The sequence below is a fragment of the Exiguobacterium sp. SH3S3 genome (genome assembly GCF_004337115.1).
Classification (GTDB): domain Bacteria; phylum Bacillota; class Bacilli; order Exiguobacteriales; family Exiguobacteriaceae; genus Exiguobacterium; species Exiguobacterium aurantiacum_A.
Genome location: NZ_SJUU01000021.1, coordinates 1 through 19,609 on the forward strand (window position 1 = coordinate 1; position 19,609 = coordinate 19,609).

The 19,609-nt window shown below is 51.0% G+C and carries 16 protein-coding genes, 3 tRNA genes, 3 rRNA genes, 1 other RNA gene and 1 other annotated feature; of the genes, 5 read left to right on the plus strand and 18 right to left on the minus strand.

Features of this window, described 5'->3' with window-relative positions; genetic code table 11:
* From EVJ28_RS13565 to tadA, 7 genes are all read right to left on the minus strand, one after another.
* A 16S ribosomal RNA gene (locus EVJ28_RS13565) occupies positions 1 to 64 on the minus strand; the annotation flags it as partial.
* A gap of 342 nt (positions 65 to 406) precedes the next feature.
* On the minus strand, positions 407 to 610 hold the full coding sequence (locus EVJ28_RS13570) for a YaaL family protein (RefSeq protein ID WP_236634176.1): 204 nt from the start codon (positions 608 to 610) through the stop codon (positions 407 to 409).
* Positions 611 to 627: 17 nt separating this feature from the next.
* Complete coding sequence (gene recR, locus EVJ28_RS13575) at positions 628 to 1,227, minus strand: recombination mediator RecR (RefSeq protein WP_070329500.1); 600 nt, start codon at positions 1,225 to 1,227, stop codon at positions 628 to 630.
* A 22-nt stretch (positions 1,228 to 1,249) separates the two neighbouring features.
* Positions 1,250 to 1,567: a YbaB/EbfC family nucleoid-associated protein gene (locus EVJ28_RS13580; RefSeq protein WP_035386845.1), complete on the minus strand. Its 318-nt coding sequence runs from the start codon at positions 1,565 to 1,567 to the stop codon at positions 1,250 to 1,252.
* A gap of 15 nt (positions 1,568 to 1,582) precedes the next feature.
* Positions 1,583 to 3,259 carry a DNA polymerase III subunit gamma/tau gene (gene dnaX, locus EVJ28_RS13585; protein ID WP_131489301.1) on the minus strand — a complete coding sequence of 559 codons (1,677 nt, stop codon included), beginning with the start codon at positions 3,257 to 3,259 and terminating at the stop codon, positions 1,583 to 1,585.
* Between the two features lie 94 nt (positions 3,260 to 3,353).
* Positions 3,354 to 3,622: signal recognition particle sRNA large type (gene ffs / locus EVJ28_RS13590), an RNA gene on the minus strand.
* Between the two features lie 53 nt (positions 3,623 to 3,675).
* Complete coding sequence (gene tadA / locus EVJ28_RS13595; RefSeq protein WP_131459037.1) at positions 3,676 to 4,176, minus strand: tRNA adenosine(34) deaminase TadA; 501 nt, start codon at positions 4,174 to 4,176, stop codon at positions 3,676 to 3,678.
* Between the two features lie 121 nt (positions 4,177 to 4,297).
* Between tadA and EVJ28_RS13600 the strand changes: the two genes are divergently transcribed.
* Both EVJ28_RS13600 and EVJ28_RS13605 read left to right on the plus strand, forming a co-directional pair.
* Complete coding sequence (locus EVJ28_RS13600; protein WP_070329502.1) at positions 4,298 to 4,933, plus strand: deoxynucleoside kinase; 636 nt, start codon at positions 4,298 to 4,300, stop codon at positions 4,931 to 4,933.
* Positions 4,930 to 5,601: a deoxynucleoside kinase gene (locus EVJ28_RS13605; RefSeq protein WP_016510587.1), complete on the plus strand. Its 672-nt coding sequence runs from the start codon at positions 4,930 to 4,932 to the stop codon at positions 5,599 to 5,601. Before EVJ28_RS13600 ends, EVJ28_RS13605 begins: the two co-directional genes overlap by 4 nt.
* 39 nt (positions 5,602 to 5,640) lie before the next feature.
* Here the strand turns inward: EVJ28_RS13605 and EVJ28_RS13610 are convergent, their stop codons facing one another.
* The 8 genes from EVJ28_RS13610 to pdxS all read right to left on the minus strand — a co-directional run bounded on the left by EVJ28_RS13610 (position 5,641) and on the right by pdxS (position 11,639).
* Positions 5,641 to 6,639, minus strand: a complete 999-nt coding sequence (locus tag EVJ28_RS13610) for a hypothetical protein (RefSeq protein WP_131489303.1) — start codon at positions 6,637 to 6,639, stop codon at positions 5,641 to 5,643.
* Positions 6,640 to 6,803: 164 nt separating this feature from the next.
* Positions 6,804 to 6,893, minus strand: a tRNA-Ser gene (locus EVJ28_RS13615).
* Positions 6,894 to 6,923: 30 nt separating this feature from the next.
* Positions 6,924 to 7,014 (minus strand) — tRNA-Ser (locus EVJ28_RS13620).
* Between the two features lie 35 nt (positions 7,015 to 7,049).
* Positions 7,050 to 7,140: transfer RNA gene (locus EVJ28_RS13625), tRNA-Ser, on the minus strand.
* A 146-nt stretch (positions 7,141 to 7,286) separates the two neighbouring features.
* Complete coding sequence (serS, locus tag EVJ28_RS13630; RefSeq protein WP_070329504.1) at positions 7,287 to 8,570, minus strand: serine--tRNA ligase; 1,284 nt, start codon at positions 8,568 to 8,570, stop codon at positions 7,287 to 7,289.
* 52 nt (positions 8,571 to 8,622) lie between these two features.
* Positions 8,623 to 8,830 (minus strand) — a binding site (T-box leader).
* An 18-nt stretch (positions 8,831 to 8,848) separates the two neighbouring features.
* Positions 8,849 to 10,030 carry a D-alanyl-D-alanine carboxypeptidase family protein gene (locus EVJ28_RS13635; RefSeq protein ID WP_131459040.1) on the minus strand — a complete coding sequence of 394 codons (1,182 nt, stop codon included), beginning with the start codon at positions 10,028 to 10,030 and terminating at the stop codon, positions 8,849 to 8,851.
* 138 nt (positions 10,031 to 10,168) lie between these two features.
* Complete coding sequence (pdxT, locus tag EVJ28_RS13640; protein ID WP_131459035.1) at positions 10,169 to 10,747, minus strand: pyridoxal 5'-phosphate synthase glutaminase subunit PdxT; 579 nt, start codon at positions 10,745 to 10,747, stop codon at positions 10,169 to 10,171.
* A gap of 1 nt (position 10,748) precedes the next feature.
* Entirely contained in the window at positions 10,749 to 11,639 is an 891-nt protein-coding gene (gene pdxS, locus EVJ28_RS13645) for a pyridoxal 5'-phosphate synthase lyase subunit PdxS (protein WP_070329506.1), read from the minus strand.
* 287 nt (positions 11,640 to 11,926) lie between these two features.
* Here pdxS and pdxR point away from each other — a divergent pair, with 287 nt between their 5' ends.
* The 3 genes from pdxR to EVJ28_RS13660 all read left to right on the plus strand — a co-directional run bounded on the left by pdxR (position 11,927) and on the right by EVJ28_RS13660 (position 17,558).
* Positions 11,927 to 13,345 (plus strand): MocR-like pyridoxine biosynthesis transcription factor PdxR, encoded by a 1,419-nt coding sequence (gene pdxR, locus EVJ28_RS13650; RefSeq protein WP_131459034.1) that lies wholly within the window; start codon positions 11,927 to 11,929, stop codon positions 13,343 to 13,345.
* Between the two features lie 4 nt (positions 13,346 to 13,349).
* Positions 13,350 to 13,976, plus strand: a complete 627-nt coding sequence (locus EVJ28_RS13655; RefSeq protein WP_236634177.1) for a class A sortase — start codon at positions 13,350 to 13,352, stop codon at positions 13,974 to 13,976.
* Positions 13,977 to 14,126: 150 nt separating this feature from the next.
* Positions 14,127 to 17,558: an alpha-amylase family glycosyl hydrolase gene (locus tag EVJ28_RS13660; RefSeq protein WP_131469522.1), complete on the plus strand. Its 3,432-nt coding sequence runs from the start codon at positions 14,127 to 14,129 to the stop codon at positions 17,556 to 17,558.
* 46 nt (positions 17,559 to 17,604) lie between these two features.
* On the opposite strand, the gene guaB is transcribed toward EVJ28_RS13660, so the two are convergent.
* From guaB to EVJ28_RS13675, 3 genes are all read right to left on the minus strand, one after another.
* On the minus strand, positions 17,605 to 19,068 hold the full coding sequence (gene guaB, locus EVJ28_RS13665) for an IMP dehydrogenase (protein WP_070329510.1): 1,464 nt from the start codon (positions 19,066 to 19,068) through the stop codon (positions 17,605 to 17,607).
* A 251-nt stretch (positions 19,069 to 19,319) separates the two neighbouring features.
* Positions 19,320 to 19,435 (minus strand): 5S ribosomal RNA (rrf, locus tag EVJ28_RS13670).
* A gap of 51 nt (positions 19,436 to 19,486) precedes the next feature.
* Positions 19,487 to 19,609, minus strand: a 23S ribosomal RNA gene (locus tag EVJ28_RS13675); the annotation flags it as partial.

Here is a 19,609-nt window from a genome sequence, read left to right on the forward strand (position 1 = left end):
CGACTTGCATGTATTAGGCACGCCGCCAGCGTTCGTCCTGAGCCAGGATCAAACTCTCCAAAGAATTTGATATAGCTCTTGAAAATGACGAAGCTTGCGCTTCAATCAAAACTTGTAAAACTTTTTTTGCCTCATCGTTCAGTTTTCAAAGTTCGTCTGTCGCACTTTGGCGACTTAGATATCTTAACAAGTTTCAACCAAATGGTCAATAACTTTTTTAAGATTGTTTTTTTCATTCGCTCTCGGCGACGTCTATTAATATATCAATAAAACTTTAACTGTGCAATAGCTTTATTAAAAAAACTTTAAAAACAAGAAACATTCTTTGTTTTTTTACAGTCTACGACGTTTCCCTCCCCAGTTCCTTCATTATATAGAGAAAAAAAGACGAGACTTTCGCCTCGTCTCAAGTTCGTAAATTAGAAAGGGACACTTGTCGTCGCTTTGCTTCCTTTAGATAAAAAAAGTATAGTGCTTCAGCCTGCTTCACTTGGGCAGCCAGTTCACCAGTGTCTTCAACGCTCACTTCAAGCATGTGGCGCTTCGCTTCGTACTTCGCCTTCGCATCTAACAGTTCTCTTAGAAACCGTTGATCATAACTATCCCGCAAAGGTTTGCGAAACCACCTCATAGTTCTCGGCGACCTTCCATCGCCCGGGAGAGGGTTACTTCATCCGCATACTCTAAATCGCCCCCGACAGGAAGCCCGTGCGCCAGACGCGTCACTTTAATCCCGGTCGGTTTGAGCAGTCTCGATAGATACATCGACGTAGCTTCCCCTTCAATGTTCGGGTTGGTCGCCAAAATCACTTCACTGACCGCTTCGTTCTCTTGCAGACGCGTCAGCAAACTCGATACGTTAATATCTTCAGGTCCAATCCCTTCCATCGGGCTAATCGCCCCATGTAACACATGATACTTCCCTCGATATTCCCGCATCTTCTCCATTGCAATGACGTCTCGTGAATCTTGCACGACACAGATGATCGTTTCATCTCGGTGCGAATCTTTACAGATCGCACACGGATCGACGTCCGTAATATGTCCACACACTGTACAGTATTTAATATCACGCTTCGCACTGACAAGCGCCTTGGCGAACGTCAATACATCGTCTTCTTCCATGTCTAATACATGGAACGCTAGTCGGATGGCAGTTTTCGGACCAATTCCTGGCAACTTTGTAAAGCTTTCAATCAAGCGTCCGATTGCTTCAGGGTATTGCAACTCGCATCTTTCCTTTCTTCACTTAAAAACCTGGAAGGTTCATCCCTTGCGTAAAACGTCCCATCTTATCGTTGACGAGTTGGTCGGCTTGTTTCATCGCGTCATTGACAGCCGCTAGAACAAGGTCTTGCAACATATCGACGTCATCTGGGTCGACCGCTTCTTCCGCGATGATGATATCCATTACTTCTTTGTGGCCACTGACGATCACTTTGACCATCCCGCCTCCGGCTGTGCCTTCAACCGTCAAGTCTTTTAACTCTTCTTGCGCTTTCGCCATATCTTTTTGCATTTTCTGCATCTGCTTCATCATGTTGTTCATGTTTCCCATTCCACGCATATCGAGCGCCTCCTTTTAAACTTCTTCGATTTCAACGACATCTCCAAATCGTTCGACAGCTTGAACAATGAGCGGGTCTTCTTCGACCTTCTCTTCTTCTTTATGGTCTGAACGTTCGGATTGTTTACGAAGGATGAATTCGTTTTTTAACTCGACCCAATCGCTCTCGAGCACGGCCATGATTTCTCGACGGATCCCCGTCACTTCAAACAACGCTTGCTCGATCACATCGCGGGTCCGGCCGTTTGAACTGACCTGCTCGTAGTGCCATGTCATCCCATCTTTAAATTGTACCAGTAAGGTGTCACTTGCACAAAGGACAGCTTCACTCTCATAGAACAGCGCGAAAATCGGGCCGTCCACCGTGCGGATGTTGACCATAATGTCTTCCCAACTATCACGGATTGCATTCAAATGCTGCCGCTCAGCCCGTTGCAACAACTGGCGGATCCGCTCTTTCGGAACACGAACTTGCGTCCGCTTCATCACTTTCGGCTTCTCGGCAGCGGCCTCTGTGACCGCTACCCCATTTTTCTTCACTTCATTCAACTCACGACTCAATTCACGTACTTGGTCTTGAAGTTGCTTTATTTGCTCGGTCATCGTTCGTCCTTGTTCAGCGATGCGAATGAACGTCAGCTCGACCAACACTTTCGGATGGTTGGATAAGCGCATTTGTTGCTGACACTCATTCAATTCTTCGATCACTTGAAACAGCTCGTCCGTTGAGGTCGTTTCCACGAATTGGCGGAACGTCTCGTTCGGACGGGCTCGCTCTAGTAAGTCTATCGCTTGTGGAGATGCTTTTAATAGAAGAGCATCACGGTGCACGAACACGAGATCTTCGATAAACCGTTTCAAATCCTTCCCTTCACGCAACATCGTCTCAAGCGTCTTCAGAATTTGATCGAGTTGTCTCTGTTGCAATCCATAGGCCATATCAAGGAGAGCGTCATCCGTAACCGCACCCGTCACTTCGAGCACTGCCTCTTCCGTCAAACGGCCGTCACTGAACGCAAGCGCTTGGTCAAGCAGGCTCAATGCATCACGCATCCCACCGTCAGCGGCACGGGCAATCAGTTTGAGCGCTTCCGGATCATAGTCGTAATCTTGGTCGTTCAAAATATAAGCCATTCGTGTCTGGAGTTGACCGACTTCATGCCGCTTCACATCGAAACGTTGGCAACGTGAGATGATGGTCGCCGGAATCTTATGGGGCTCCGTCGTCGCTAAAATGAAGATCGCATGGGGTGGGGGTTCTTCCAACGTTTTCAATAGTGCATTGAACGCCCCTGTCGAAAGCATATGCACTTCATCGATAATGTACACTTTATAACGCGCTTGCGAAGGCGGATACTTGACCTTGTCTCGAATTTCGCGGATCTCATCGACCCCGTTGTTTGAAGCGGCATCGATTTCGAATACGTCCGGGCTCGTCCCTTCCGTAATCGCCACACAGGTCGGGCACGTATTACACGGTTCTCTCGTCGGCGCCGTTTCGCAGTTGATTGCCTTCGCGATAATCTTCGCGAGGCTCGTCTTCCCCGTACCTCGCGGACCAGAGAATAAATAAGCGTGTGACATCCGTTCTTCGAGTAACGCATTTTGAATCGTGCGTGTGATGTGTATTTGACCGACTACCTCTTGGAATGACTGCGGACGATAGACCCGATACAATGCTTGATACGCCATGTCCCCGCCTCCTTTCATCGTTTCATCTTTTATTTCATCATACAAAAAAATCTACAACCCTGGGGCCGTAGATTAAAGTTATTAAATAAATCTGCCGCGCACCGATTTCTGAAAGCACGTCAATGTGCGTTACTCATGCAGTTTGCTCGGCCCAAGCACCCCTGCGGCACACGGTACGTCACCACTTAAGGCTGCTTCCTTCCGGACCTGACCTGGTTCATGGGTGACCGTTGCGCAGGACTCAGACGTCAACGCCACTTACACGAGGACGGGCCACACCAATGCACTCCCTCGAATCGGAATTCAGTCTCGCTATAGCGGATTGCGAGTTACAGGGCACCGCTACCTCCCCGCCTAGCACGGCAAATGGGTAAATGAAGTTAAGCACTTCTTCGAGTGCTATTACATTATACTGTTTAATCAGATGCGTTGCAACCTCTCTGTTCAAGCCGAGCCTGCTTCTTCCGTTCTCGAAGGCTGCGGAAGAAGGTTGTTAGTAGCTCTCCACATTCTTCTGCTAAAACGTTTTCGGTCACTTCGGCTTGATGGTTGAACCGATCGTCTTGAAGAAGGTTCATGAGTGTCCCGCAACATCCGCCTTTGGGATCGCGGGCACCAAACACGACACGCTTCACGCGCGAGAGGATGATCGCACCCGCGCACATCGGACAAGGCTCTAACGTCACGAACAGTTCACAGTCTTCAAGCCGCCAGTTACCGAGTACCGTATTCGCTGATTCAATCGCAATCATCTCGGCATGCGCCGCCGCCAATAAATCCGTTTCACGCCGGTTATAGCCGGTCGCGATCACGTCTTCTCCTTTAACGATGACACAACCGATCGGGACTTCCCCGATCGCTTCCGCCTTCTTTGCTTCGGCGATGGCGAGCCTCATAAATCGTTCATCTCGTTCCATATTAACACCCCGTTTCTTGTCACATAGTATGAAAAAAAATGAAAATCATTTCGCTCGCCCTATCTTCTTCATTGTGTGCTAGAATGGAACTTGCACTTTGGATAATGGAGGATGACATCATATGTTTATAACGGTAGAGGGACCGATTGGTGTCGGGAAAACGTCACTGGCCCATATCATCAGTCAGCACTTTTCAATGCAGATGCTGAATGAAATTGTAGAAGAAAACCCATTTCTCGGCAAGTTTTATGAAGATATCGAAGAATGGAGTTTCCAAACGGAAATGTTCTTCTTATGCAATCGATTCAAGCAATTAGACGATATCCACAAACACCACTTGAGCCAACAGCAATCCGTCGTTTCAGACTATCATATTTTCAAGAACTTGATTTTTGCCCACCGTTCGCTGAGACCAGCCCACTTGAACAAGTATGAGCAAATCTATAAGATTTTGACACATGATATGCCGAAACCCGATGTCGTCATTTACTTGCACGCCAGTATCGAGACGCTTATGAAACGTGTAGCGTTGCGTGGACGTGAAGTAGAAGAGAACATGTCTCGCGACTACCTCGAACAACTCGCTCGGGATTACGAAACGTTTGTCGAATCGTACCGTGCGACTCACCCCGAAGTGACGATTCTTTCGTTCAGCGGAGACGAACTTGATTTTGTCCAAAACCCGGACGATTTGACGCACGTTCTCACGACGATTGAACGCGAACTAGAATTGACTAAAGGAGCCCAACTAAAATGACCCTGAATGAAAAATATAACATTCCGAATGACACGATCATTACGATCGGTGGAATGGTCGGAATCGGTAAATCGACAATCACGAACTCGCTTGCCGACGCCCTCAATTTCCGCACTTCTCTCGAGAAAGTGGACACGAACCCATACCTCGATAAATTCTATCATGATTTTGAGCGTTGGAGCTTCCATCTTCAAATCTACTTCTTGGCAGAGCGGTTCAAAGAACAGAAGAAAATCTTCCAATACGGCGGCGGCTTCATTCAAGACCGTTCGATTTATGAAGATACAGGCATCTTCGCGAAGATGCACTATGAAAAAGGCACGATGTCGCCGACAGATTACGAGACGTACTCAAGCCTGTTCGAAGCGATGGTGCTCACGCCGTTCTTCCCGCACCCTGATCTACTGATCTATCTCGAAGGCTCATTCGAGCAAGTGCTCGACCGCATTCAGCTGCGTGGCCGTGAGATGGAACAACAAACACCGATCGCGTATTGGGAAGAAATGTACGCCCGCTACACGGAATGGATCAACAACTTCAACTTGTGCCCGGTACTTCGTCTATCAATTGAAGAATATGACTTGATTAACGATCCGGATTCAGTCGAACTCATTCTTGAAAAAATCGGGAAACAATTGACAGTCGCCCGTGAAGCAAAAGTAAGATAAAAAGATGATGCCCCGCTCAAAAGCGAGGCATCATCTTTTTTACGGCTGGGCAATCGGGCGTTTTCGATGTGTCGGTGTTTTCCAAGCCTTCCGGTATCCGTCAATCGTATCAAACACAGCCGCCAGAATCGTGATGGCCACGACCAATCCGAACACCCACCCGAACGAGAACACGTCGTTCGGGACATTTAGTTCGACCCAGTCGATAAAGCGCGGGTCGAACAAGCGCGACGAACCCGCCATCCAAATGATAAAGGCGGCTGAGGCCACGTTATAGATCAAATTGAACGAGGCGAGTGCATACGTCCAACGTCCTTTCACCCATTTCCAAACACCGAGGACGACTTGAAGCAAAATGACGGCTAAGAACAACCAGACCACTTCAAACAAGAACGATTGATTAAAAATCGGGACAATCATCGAAAAACCGTCCCCTGTCGACTCATAAATCCCGAGAAACCGCTCGGCGTTCAAATACACCCCGAACCAAACCGCCGTAAAGAACAATCCGAATCCGGCATCCAATTTACTGATCCGTCCCCCGCGGTCCCGATCACGCAATGTGGACACCTTCCAACTCATGTCAGGGGCGACCGCATCGCTCGGCGCGTAACGCTCAATCAAAAAGAAGACGAGTGTGATCCAAAAGACGAGTTGAATCCCAACGTCCCATAACGTGTCGAACAAATTCGTGAGAAAGATTCCGATTGTCGGCATGGCCGGTCCCGAGAATGTCGGGATGCTCGCCATGAGCAAACCGAAGAAGACTACAGCCATCACGATCGAGACGACGAGCTTGACCACATTGACATACATCGGGAAAAACTTAGGTCCAATCAAATACTGGCCGTCTTTATAACGCGCAGCAACGATGGCCGGATGTCCCATCTGTTCGAGCACGCGCTTCACTTCCGTCTCGGTCGGCTGATCCGGCAGCTTCGCTTCGATATCCTCCCTAGTAGCAACGGCAGCTTCGTCTCTCCGCTTCGGCGGGACATGCCTGACCACTTCATCGACATACGCTTCAATCCAGTCCATGACGCTCCTCTCCTTCCTAACGCGCCACCAGTCTCTACCTTATTAAGATTCCCGATTCAAGCCGAGATTAGCCGCTTTTCGCTGTTTCGCCACAAACAAAAAAAGCCGCAGACCGTAGTCTACGACAAAAAAAAACGCATCTGCCTGTGCAGACGCCTAAAAAGCGGAGTTGGTGGGATTCGAACCCACGCGAGCCTTACGACTCCTAACGGATTTCGAGTCCGTCCCCTTCAGCCGGGCTTGGGTACAACTCCAAGCTGAAAAAAGTGTAAAAAAAAAGAAAGTGGAAGAGGTGGTGGGATTCGAACCCACGCGGGCTGTTACACCCCTGACGGTTTTCAAGACCGTTCCCTTAAACCACTTGGGTACACCTCCACGATGTATGCAATTGTTGAGCCTCTAAATAAAAATGGAAGAGGTGGTGGGATTCGAACCCACGCGGGCTGTTACACCCCTGACGGTTTTCAAGACCGTTCCCTTAAACCACTTGGGTACACCTCCACGGCTCATATGCAGTTGACGAACAAACATCTCGCTCGACATGATTTATAGTACCAACTCAGCAAGCAGATGTCAAACCCTTTTGTAAAAAAACATTTAAAAAAAAGCCTATCCGGAATGATACGTTCGGATAGGCCATTCCTCGTTTAACGGGGAAGTTCAATTTTTTCAATTCCGCCCATGTATGGACGCAGCGCTTCTGGGATGACGACCGATCCATCGGCTTGTTGGAAGTTCTCTAAAATCGCGGCGACGGTCCGACCGACGGCAAGCCCTGAACCGTTGAGTGTATGCACGAACTCCGGTTTGGCATTCACATCACGACGGAAGCGGATCCCGGCACGACGCGCTTGGAAGTCCTCGAAGTTTGAGCAAGATGAGATCTCGCGATATACACCTTGAGCCGGCATCCATACTTCAATATCGTACTTCTTCGCTGCGGTGAAACCGAGGTCGGCTGTGCACATGCTGAGTACTTGATACGGAAGACCGAGGCGTTTCAACACTTCTTCCGCGTGTCCTGTCAACAACTCGAGTTGCTCGTAAGACTCTTCCGGTTTGACGAAGCGGACGAGCTCGACTTTGTTGAACTGATGCTGACGGATGAGACCGCGTGTGTCACGACCGGCAGATCCCGCTTCTGAACGGAAGCAAGCGCTGTAAGCTGTATACGTGATCGGCAAGTTCGCTTCAGCGATAATCTCATCACGGTGCATGTTCGTCACCGGTACTTCCGCTGTCGGGACGAGGAAGTAATTCGTGTCGGCCACTTTGAACGCATCTTCTTCAAATTTAGGCAACTGACCCGTCCCTGTCATCGCGTCACGGTTAACCATGTACGGCGGGAGCACTTCAGAATAGCCGTGCTCATCGGCATGCATATCCATCATGAAGTTGATCAACGCCCGTTCTAAGCGAGCACCTAATCCTTTATAGAAGACGAAACGGCTTCCCGTCACTTTACCGGCGCGTTCGACGTCGACAATTTTCAAGTCTTCCATCACGTCCCAATGCTGTTTCATCTCAAAATCGAACTCGGGCTTCGTTCCGACTTCGCGGATCGTGACGTTGTCGTCTTCTGTTTCACCGATCGGCGTTGATTCATGCGGGATGTTCGGGATGCTGAGGAGAATCATGTTCAACTCGGCTTCCACTTCACGCAATTCCTCGTCGAGCAACTTGATCTCATCACCAAGGCGGCGTGTTTCAAGGATCGGTGCTTCCGCGTCTTGCTTGTTGCGCTTGAGCTCAGCGATTTGTTTCGTCGCCTCATTTCGTTTTGCTTTCTTCACATCGACCTCGTTGATGAGGTCCCGGCGTTTCTCTTCTAACTCCGGGAAACGGTCGAGCGCACTCAAGTCTTCACCGCGTTGGGCGAGCTTGGTTTTAATCCCTTCAAAATCTTGACGTAATCGTTTGATGTCTAACATAACTAGTTCCTCCTTTTTTGCATAAAAAAGGTGGCACGCCCCTTTCCCGTAGGAAAGGGACGAACCACCTTGGATCCGCGTTGCCACCCTCGTTGCCTAAAACTAGGCCACTCGATGCACGTAACGTGTGCGTGACGTGACTTGTTTCCAAGTCAATGCTCCGAGGCCGATTCAGTTACGTCGTCCCACTAGTTTGCACCAACCACTAGCTCTCTGTAAGTAGATGACTGTAACGTACTTTTCCTCATCGTTGCATCTGTCATTGAATTAATCTTACTTTACAACATCTCGACTCTATCGACAAGACTCAGTTTTCCTAGGACGAGTCGAACCTCCTCTAAAAAGTCTGCGAAGGCCCGGCTCATCCGAGTCAAAAATGAAGCGGTCTCGACTGATTCGGCAGTCACAAGTGTTCCTGTCGGCGGACTCTCGCCGTCAAGATAGCGGACGCTCTCCGAAGGTTCAATCGTGACCGTCCCGACTTGTTGATCGACTGCGACCGGTGCTTTCGTGTCCGGAAGGTCATAGACTGGTTCAGGGACGGCTTGCCCTTTCTCGACGAGCACTTCGAACGCCGCTGTCGTCCGCGCAGCTACCGTTTCAACTTCTCCCTCGGCGACGAATACATTCTCCGGCACGATTTCTCCGGTCCGTAAAATCGGTGTCATGACAAAGTCGCGATAAGCGAACTCATGAAGTGCTTTCGTCGCCTCATAGCGCCCGTTGTCCGTCTCGGCCCCAAGGACGACGGAGAGTACGGTCCGACCATCTCGTGTCGATACGCCGATGAAGCAATAACCGGCGTCATCCGTCGTGCCCGTCTTAAAACCGAGCATCCCTGGATACGCCAAATCGCGGCCTGAAAGCATCCGATTCGTCGCTTCGAATCTGACGCCGTCAATATCGACATACGCTCGCTTCGTCACGTCGAGCACATCCGGAAATTTCGTCAAGTAGGCGAGCGCGAGCCTCATCAAATCATTGGCTGACGTCAAGTTTTCTCCTGGACGCCCTGCTGATACAGAATCTAGTCCCGAGACGTTCGCGAACGTCGTCTGGGTCATGCCGAGCTCGGTCGCCCGCTCGTTCATCTGTTGAACGAACGCGTCTTCCGACCCCGCCACCGCCTCGGACAGTGTCACCGCGGCCTCGTTCGCCGAGCGGATGAGCGCCACGTCATATAGTTCCTTGACTGTATACGGTTTATTGACGAGCGGGATGCGGGCGAGCCCTGGTTTACGCGTCAAGGCCAATGCCGCTTCACTCGGCGTCACTTCTTCGTTCCAACTCAGTTCTCCTGACTCGACTGCCTCCCGAACGAGGAAAGTGGTCATCAGCTTTGTAATCGACGCCGGTGGGAGCATCGCATCTTCATCTTTCGAAAAAAGAACCTGCCCGGTCGTCATATCGACGAGCATCGCACCGCTCGCTTCGACTTTAGGCGCTGCTGAAGCGTTCATCGGAGAAACAATAGTTATAAGGACAGCGCATATGAGCACCGATACAATCCATTTATCTTTCACAGTCTTGCCCCTTTCTGTACGTGTCTCGTTACAGTGTAGCAGAAAAAGACCCCCTAGTTACAGGGAGTCTTCGACTCATGCGAGTTGATGCTTCGTCGCCTCGACGATTTCTAAGAAGTAGCGGTGCATCGACAAGTCATCCGTCAGTTCTGGATGGAACGAACAGGCAACATATTTGTCGTAGCGTACTGCAACGATCGCTTCTTCGACCTCGGCGAGGACTTCAACGTTAGCGTCAACCGTTGCTACTTGCGGGGCCCGGATGAATACGGCTTCAACCGCGTCATCGATTCCTTTGACCGGTAAATCGACCTCGAAACTGTCGACTTGACGTCCGAACGCGTTGCGCTTGACGGTCATCGGGATTTTGCGAAGGTGGGCATCATACCCTTCCACTTCGGTCGCGAGTAAAATCAGTCCGGCACATGTGCCGAACATCGGCAACGATGTGTTCGCACGAAGCGGTTCGAGCAGGTCATAGCGGTCGAGCAGACGACGCATCGCCGTGCTCTCTCCGCCTGGCAAGACGAGTCCGTCGATGCGGTCCAAGTCATCGACCGAACGGACGACGAGCGTATCTGCACCGAGCGCCTCGAGCATGCGGACGTGTTCACGAATCGCACCTTGCATTCCGAGTACACCGATCGTCGTCATCTTACCAACCTCGCGGCGCCATGAGCTCTTCTGGTTTGAGCGTGCGGACGTCGAGTCCTTTCATCGCTTCGCCAAGACCTTTTGACAAGTGAGCGATTCGCTCGTAGTCGTCATGGTATGTCGTCGCTTCAACGATGGCACGGGCAAATTTCTCTGGGTTCTCTGCTTTGAAGATACCTGATCCGACGAAGACGCCGTCCGCACCGAGGTGCATCATGAGTGCCGCGTCTGCCGGCGTCGCGATACCACCTGCTGCGAAGTTGACGACCGGAAGACGGCCCGCTTCACGAATTTGCATGAGCACTTCGAACGGTGCACCAAGGTCGCGCGCTTCTGTCATCACTTCATCGATGCTCATTGAAAGCAAGCGTTTCACTTGTGCTTGGACAGTACGCATGTGACGAACCGCTTCGACGATGTTTCCTGTCCCTGGCTCACCTTTTGTCCGAATCATCGCTGCACCTTCACCGATGCGGCGTGAAGCTTCTCCGAGGTCACGCGCTCCGCAGACGAACGGCGCATTGTAATCACGCTTGTAAAGATGGAACTCTTCATCGGCCGGTGTCAACACTTCGCTCTCGTCGATGAAATCGACCCCCATCGATTCAAGGACACGGGCTTCGGCGATATGTCCGATGCGGCATTTCGCCATGACCGGTACAGATACCGCTCCCATGACATCTTCGATGATTGTCGGGTCTGCCATCCGGGCGACGCCACCCATTTTACGAATGTCTGATGGTACGCGCTCGAGCGCCATGACTGCCACGGCTCCTGCTGCTTCAGCAATCTTCGCCTGTTCAGCGTTGATGACGTCCATGATGACGCCACCTTTTTGCATTTCGGCCATTCCACGTTTGACTTTATCTGTCCCTACTTGTCTCTTTTCCATATAAATCGCCTCCATTAAGCTAGTCTACTTGCAAGTATAGATTGATTTGACTATATTGAAAGTGCCAGTTTTATATTTTTTAAAGTGGTCAGTTTTAAGAGAAGGGTTCATGCTCGTTTCCTCGAATCTTATTACGTATAAGGGAGGAATGTTTTATGGACCAATGGAACCCGCGAGATCAAGCGGAAAACCGTTCCTTTTACGGGAAGCCTGGACTGATTTCGTTCATTCTCGTCATCGGATTCGTGCTCTATGTTTTCTTCGGCTGACAGAAGAAAGGACAACTTATGGATATGCTCACATTCTCGCTCGAGCCCGAATCGAGCACCCCGCTTTATGAACAGCTCTATTTACACATCCGGCAAGCGATCGTCAATGACACGCTCATGACCGGGACGAAACTGCCGTCAAAACGGAAGCTCGGCCAATTTTTGGACGTCTCGCAAACGACGGTCGAGCTCGCTTACGCCCAGCTGCTTGCTGAAGGATATATCGAGTCGCTGCCACGGAAAGGGTTTTACGTCTTGCCGCAAGAAGAGCTGTACGTCAGGCGTGGCACCAGCACGATCGAACCGCTTCCGACGAAAAAAACATACACGTTCGACTTATACCCGAGTCAGATCGATACGACCGCATTCCCGTTCGAACGTTGGCGCCGTCACTTGAAACAAGTCGTCGCCGAGGAGAATCATGAACTGCTCGCACTCGGGTCGGTGCAAGGCGATCTCGTGCTCCGCCAAGAAATCGCCACGTACTTGTATCACTCCCGTGGCGTTCATTGTTCGCCCGAGCAGATCATCGTCGGTTCTGGGACCGAGCAATTGTTGCCTCAACTGCTCGACTTACTCACCGACGCGACGACGTTCGGGATTGAAGACCCGGGCTATCCGCTCACGCGACAGCTGTTCGAACACCAAAATCGAAGCTACGTCCCGCTCCCGGTCGACGACAGCGGGGTCCTTGTCGACCGACTCGAGGCAGAGGCAATCGATGCGGTTTATGTGACCCCGGCCCATCAGTTCCCGACCGGTACGATCCTGTCCGTCAGCCGTCGCCAGCGCCTCCTCAACTGGGCGTCCGAGCGGCAAACGTACATCATTGAAGATGATTACGATAGCGAGTTTCGTTACAGCGGCAAACCGATTCCTTCGTTGCAAAGCATGGACCAAAACGAACGTGTCGTTTATTTGAGCACGTTTTCGAAGTCGCTCATGCCTTCGCTCCGCATCGGTTACATGGTGCTTCCGCCCCCACTGTTAAACCGCTATCGGGAACGGTATCGCCATTTCACCTGCAGCGTGCCGCGTTTCGAGCAACATACGCTAACCGAGTTTATGGCGAGCGGCGATTTCGAGAAACATTTGAACCGGATGCGCAAAACATACCGCCGCAAACTTGAGACCGTGATCACTGCGTTCAAACCATACGAGCCGCTCGTCACAATCACTGGCGCCAGCGCTGGTCTCCACATCGTCCTCTCGGTCGATACAGCGCAAACTAGCGAGCAATTGAAGCAACTCGCTGAACAGTCAGGCATTCGTATCAAGGCGATGGCCGACTATCGTATCAATTCACGCGACACGAGACCGCAACTGCTGTTTGGTTTCGCCGCCCTGCCTGAAGCGACGTTACAAACGGCAATCGACCAGTTGATGGCCTGTTGGAATATCGGGAAGGGAGGGCCATATGGGAAAACCTCGCGATGAAACAATGATCAGACGCTCACGCTACGTCATCGGCATCGTCTGTTTGTTGATCGGTAGCCTCTTTTTGACCGAGTCATGGTGGAAAGACCGTGTCGCCACCTCGAACAGCAAACGTGTGACTGAAGCGATTCAACTCCAACAGCCGGATCGGGGCGAATTCGACTTCGAAACGGTCGAACCGTTATCGTGGGACGACTTGTTAAACGTGCGCAATCGATTTCATGATTTGCCGACAATCGGCATGATCACGATTCCAGATATCGATTTAGAATTACCAATTTTGTACGGTCTCGACAATGAGAATTTGGCGGTCGGGGCTGGGACGATGCGCGCTTCCCAACAGATGGGGCGTGGGAATTACGCACTAGCCGGTCATTACACCCAAAGTCCGACAGCCTTGTTCGGACCGCTCCATACGATCACGACGGGAACGATGATTTACGTGACCGATTTGACGAACACGTATCAATACCGGACGGATTCACTCGAGACCGTTCCCCCGACACGGGTCGATGTGCTTGACGAGACGACAGATGCGACCATTACCTTGATCACATGCACGTTCGATGCGACGGAACGATTAATCGTCAAGGGAGAGCTCGTGCAGACAACACCTTATATCTCTAACTGAGCGTCCTTCCACACGAAGGACGTTTTATTGTTTTTCAAAAAACATATTGTGAGCGCTTACATAATCGGCTAAACTATTTCTGGAACCGCTTGCACAAAATTGACAATCCGTTGCCCTGTAGACGACCTATTTTACGAAAGAGGTGCTCTCATGAAGAAGAACAATACGGCACGACGTACGACGACATTACTCTTATCTTCTGTCCTGCTCATTCAAGCTGGTGTCCCGGTGAACGTCTTGGCCGAACCGACGGCGGTGGCAGTCGATGGGAATAAAACCGATTGGACAGACGTCTCGGCGCTGGCGTCATCGGCAGATGTTGGTTGGCAAGGCTTCGATCTCGGCAATCTTTATCTTCAAAATGACAAAACGAACCTGTACTTCTATGTCGATGCGTTCAACGTCCCGAACTGGGGCGACAACGGCCAATACATAAACATCGCCCTCCAAGTGAACGATGAAGATTCTGGCGTCGCCACGAACCCGCTCGGTTACCCGTTCAACTTTAGTCAAACAGACAAAAAACCGCAGTATCACATTTTACTTCGTGTCGATGGAGACAAGTCTGTCAAAGAAGCCGCGCTCTATGAAGCTGGGAAGACGACCCCGCTCGCGAACTTGGCAAACTTGAACGGTGCTTCGTTCGCCCTCGACCGGACGACAGGATTCGAAGGGAAAATCCCGTTGTCGCTGCTCGGTTTGAAAAATGACGACACGGTCCGTGCTCTCACCGTCCTCAGCGGAAACAATGCCGGTGAACACGGTGCGTTCGATACGATTCCGAGCAACGAATCTAACAAACTAGCCGACAGCTGGAACGTCTCGGCCAACCCGTCGACTCAATCTGTGTACAGCCCGGCCTATACGCTCAGCGGCGTCGAGACGGTGATGCAGCTTGAAGTAACGAATGTCGACCCAGCGAATCAGTCTGAAGCTGCCGACGTATCTGCTCCCATCACCTGGACGTTCAATGAACCGGTGACGTTAGACGCCTCGAACGTCAGCTTGATAAGCGGAGAAACGGCTGTCCCGTTTACTGCTGAAGCAAACGGTTCGATCGTGACTGTCACGCCGACGAGCAAACTCGGACTCGGTCAGACGTACACGGCCACATTGCCAGCCGGAGCCGTCAAAGGTAACTTATCGACCACGACGCTACCCGCGCTGACGACTTCGTTCAAGACCGTCACGGAGCTGGCTGATCCATGGAAGACGCAGCGATACATCGAAATGCTGTACGTCCGTGCCGATCAAGACTATACCGATTGGAACTTGTGGACGTGGAGCACCGGTGTCAAAGATGGACAAGTGGATCCCTACAAAATTACGGAAGACGGCGCCATTTTCCGAATTCCAGTCGGGAAAGATGCGACGAACGTCGGATTTGTCATCCGTAAAGGAACCGATTGGGCGGTCAAGGACGCTTACGGTGAAGACCGTTACGTGAAACTCGGAAACGATCGTGTCACGAAAGTCGTCGTCGCGAGCGGCCAAGGCGTCTTCCATCAAGTACCAACCATTCAAGGACCGGTGTTCGAGGACGGGACCGTCACGTTCTTCTATCGGGACAAAGACTTGTACGAGGCAGGACAGCTCGATCAACTCGACCGTGTCGCCTTAAACGTAAATGGCGTGACCTATCCGATGACGTATGAGGACAAGAACGAATGGTACCGTCATACCGTCCGTCTTCCGGAAGGGACGCATGACTATACGTTCCTCGTCACGAAAGACGGCGTCACGACCGAAGTGACGGATCCCTATTTTGAAGCGTCAACCGTCGAATACCGTCGTCCGGCCGTCAAACTCACGTCTTCGATCGCACCGAAAGCGATCAGTTCGCGGGAGAATGCCGTCGTTCACGTCAAACCGACGTTACCAGAAGGCGTGACGCTTCGCGAACTCTATATCGATGCCCGCCCGCTTGGTGGACCGGCTAAACTTTCAATCGATCCGGCGCTCAATAAACAGACGATCGCGGTCAAAGATACGGTCAAGCCAGGCAACAAAACGTTGACGATCACGGCCGTGGATCAATATGGCAACGTCCATAAAACGACGGCTTCCGTAAACGTCCGACCGGTCACGATGAAAGACAAGCAAGCGTTTGACTGGGACGAAGCCCGGATCTACTTCATGTTGACGGACCGTTTCCACGATGGCGACAAGACGAACAATAATCCGAACGGTGAATATTATGACCAAGATCATCTCGAGTCGTATCACGGCGGCGATTTCGCCGGGATCACAAAAAAACTCGACTATCTCGACAAGCTCGGGATCAACACGATTTGGATCACCCCGATCGTCGATAATATCGATTGGGATCTCCGCTACGGTAAAGATGGCTCTCAATACGGCTATCACGGTTACTGGGCCAAAAACTTCGAGAAACTTGATGAACATCTCGGAGACATGCAGGCGTTCCATCGCCTGATCGATGCGGCCCACGCACGCGGCATCAAGATCATGGTCGACGTCGTCTTGAACCACCCAGGCTACGGAATGGAACCAGGCGCCGACAGCACAGGGGCGACGAATTTCCCTACGAACAAGGAACGTGATGCCTTTAAAGGCATGATTCGGGACACGCCTGTCGACGGGAACGATTTGAAAATGTCGCTCTCCGGCCTTCCTGACTTTAAGACAGAGGAAGCTGCCGTCCGTGAACAACTCGTCAAATGGCAGACTGACTGGATCAAGCGTTCGAAGACGAAACAAGGAAACACGATTGATTACTTCCGTGTCGATACGGTCAAGCATGTGGATGCGACGACGTGGAAATCGTTTAAGAATGAACTGACCGCGCTCAAGCCAGACTTTAAAATGATTGGTGAGCATTACGGGGCGAGTGTGAACAACACAGGCGGCTATCTCCGGAGCGGCCAGATGGATTCGTTGCTTGATTTCGACTTCAAGTACCAAGCGGAAAATTTCATCAACGGGAACATTGATGGGGTCGAGAGCGCTCTTCAATACCGGAATACCCAACTCTCGAACGAAGCGACACTCGGCCAGTTCCTCAGCAGCCACGATGAAGATGGCTTCCTCATCTCTCGTGCTCGCGGCGATGAAGGTAAGCATATGGTCGCAGCCTCGCTCCAAATGACGGCGAAAGGGCAACCGGTCATCTACTATGGAGAAGAGATCGGTCAATCTGGGAAACATGCCTTAGACATGGACAAAGGCGAGTTTAACGAAAACCGTTACGACTTTGACTGGAAACGGGTGAACGGTGAAGGCAAAGACATGCACGCCCACTATCAAAAGTTGCTCAACATTCGGGCGGACTATTCAAAAGTCTTCAGCAAAGGAACACGTTCGGTCGTTGCCGGCGGTTCGAACACCGGTTATTCGATTTTTGAACGGGCTTACGGCAAAGAGTCTATTCTCATTGGATTGAACACGAAAGAGTCGGCTCAAACAGCGACGTTCGAAACAAAGCACAAACAGAACACAGTGCTCGTCGACCGCTATAGCGGACGGACGTACGTCGTCAAGCGCGATGGCAAGGTGACCGTGAACTTACCAGCGCAAGATCAAGGCGGTACGGTCATCCTCGTCTCTAAAGCTAAAAAATGATCAGCAAAAAGCCGTTGTCCCTTTTCAGGAGACAACGGCTTATTTGTTAACGTGAATAGTTTGGTGCTTCTTTTGTGATGTGCACATCGTGTGGGTGGCTTTCTTGCAGGCCGGCTCCAGTCATTCGAATGAACTGCGTATCTTCTCGCAATGCTCGAATGTCGGCAGCGCCGCAATAGCCCATTCCCGAACGGAGGCCACCAATGAGTTGATACACCGTATCGGCCAGCTCGCCTCGGTAAGCAACGCGTCCTTCAATGCCTTCTGGGACGAATTTTTTATCCGCTTCTTGGAAGTAACGGTCTTGACTGCCTCGCTTCATCGAAGCTTCCGACCCCATACCGCGATACGTCTTAAACTGACGACCTTGATAGATCTCCATCTCGCCTGGGCTCTCTTTTACGCCGGCGAGAAGGCTGCCGAGCATGACAGCGCTCGCGCCAGCAGCAATTGCCTTGACGATGTCGCCCGAGTACTTGATTCCACCGTCAGCGATGACCGTGACACCGTGCTCCCGCGCTTCTGTCACGCAGTCATAGACTGCCGTGATTTGAGGGACACCGACTCCGGCAACGACCCGTGTCGTACAAATCGAACCTGGTCCGATTCCGACTTTAATGACTGAGGCGCCGGCCTCGATCAAAGCACGTGTCGCTTCTGCCGTCGCCACGTTACCAGCGATGATTGGAAGTGTTGGGAACAAATCACGCAGTTCTTTCACTTTCTCGATGACACCAGCCGAGTGACCGTGTGCTGTATCGACAACGAGCGCATCCACGCCTGCATCGACAAGGATTTGAGCACGCGAAGCAGCGTCTTTTGTTACCCCGACAGCTGCCGCCACAAGAAGGCGCCCTTGTTTGTCTTTCGCAGCGTGAGGGAATTGCTCAACCTTCTCGATATCTTTCGTCGTGATCAAGCCCTTTAAAACGCCGGCATCGTCGACGAGTGGTAACTTCTCGATGCGGTGTTGGTGCAGAATCCGCTCTGCTTCTTCAAGAGAAGTTCCGACTTTTGCAGTGACAAGATTTTCTGTCGTCATGACGTCTTCGATCACAGTCGAGTAGTCTCTGATGAAGCGAAGGTCACGGTTAGTCAAAATACCGATTAATTTCCGTTCCTGTTCAGAATTGACGATTGGGACACCGGAAATGCGGTATTTACTCATTAAATACTCGGCATCATAAATTTGGCGCTCTGGTGTCAAATAAAATGGATTCGTAATGACTCCGTTCTCCGAACGTTTCACACGGTCGACATTCTCTGCTTGCATTTCCATCGACATGTTTTTGTGGATGACGCCAAGACCACCTTGACGCGCCATGGCGATCGCCATCGGTGCTTCCGTCACTGTGTCCATACCAGCGCTGATGACTGGAATGTTTAACTCAAGCCCTTCACATAGCTTCGTGCTCAGACTTACATCTCTTGGCAAGACGTTTGAAAACCGTGGTACGAGTAAGACGTCATCAAACGTTAATCCTTCTTTTGCAAACTTGTTTTCCCACATAAAAATCGATTGCCCCTTTCTCTATCGGACCCAAATCTTTGTTTCGAAATATTTCTGTAATGGTAACAGGTATGGCTCGAAAGTGCAATTCAATTCACGATGTTCAGAAAGTTCAGAATTGTGTTCATTCCTGTTGAATCCTTCTCAAATCATTCGGAAAATGTCCACGTTGTCGGAAGGCCAAGCCAATAATAATCGGTTTTAGAAATAGAAAAAGACGACCAAGCAGATGCTTGGTCGTCTTTCATATGGCCTGGCAACGTCCTATCCTCACAGGGGGAGACCCCCAACTACTTTCGGCGCTGAAGCGCTTAACTTCCGTGTTCGGCATGGGAACGGGTGTGGCCGCTTCGCTATCGCCACCAGACAAGGGAATTGTTCCCTGAAAACTGAAGACTCATCAAGTTCAAACCGTTTCTAGATCAAAGCCTCGACCGATTAGTATCATTCAGCTCCACACGTCGCCGTGCTTCCACCCATGACCTATCTACCTCATCGTCTCTGAGGGGTCTTTCTTGATTGCTCAAAGGGAAATCTCATC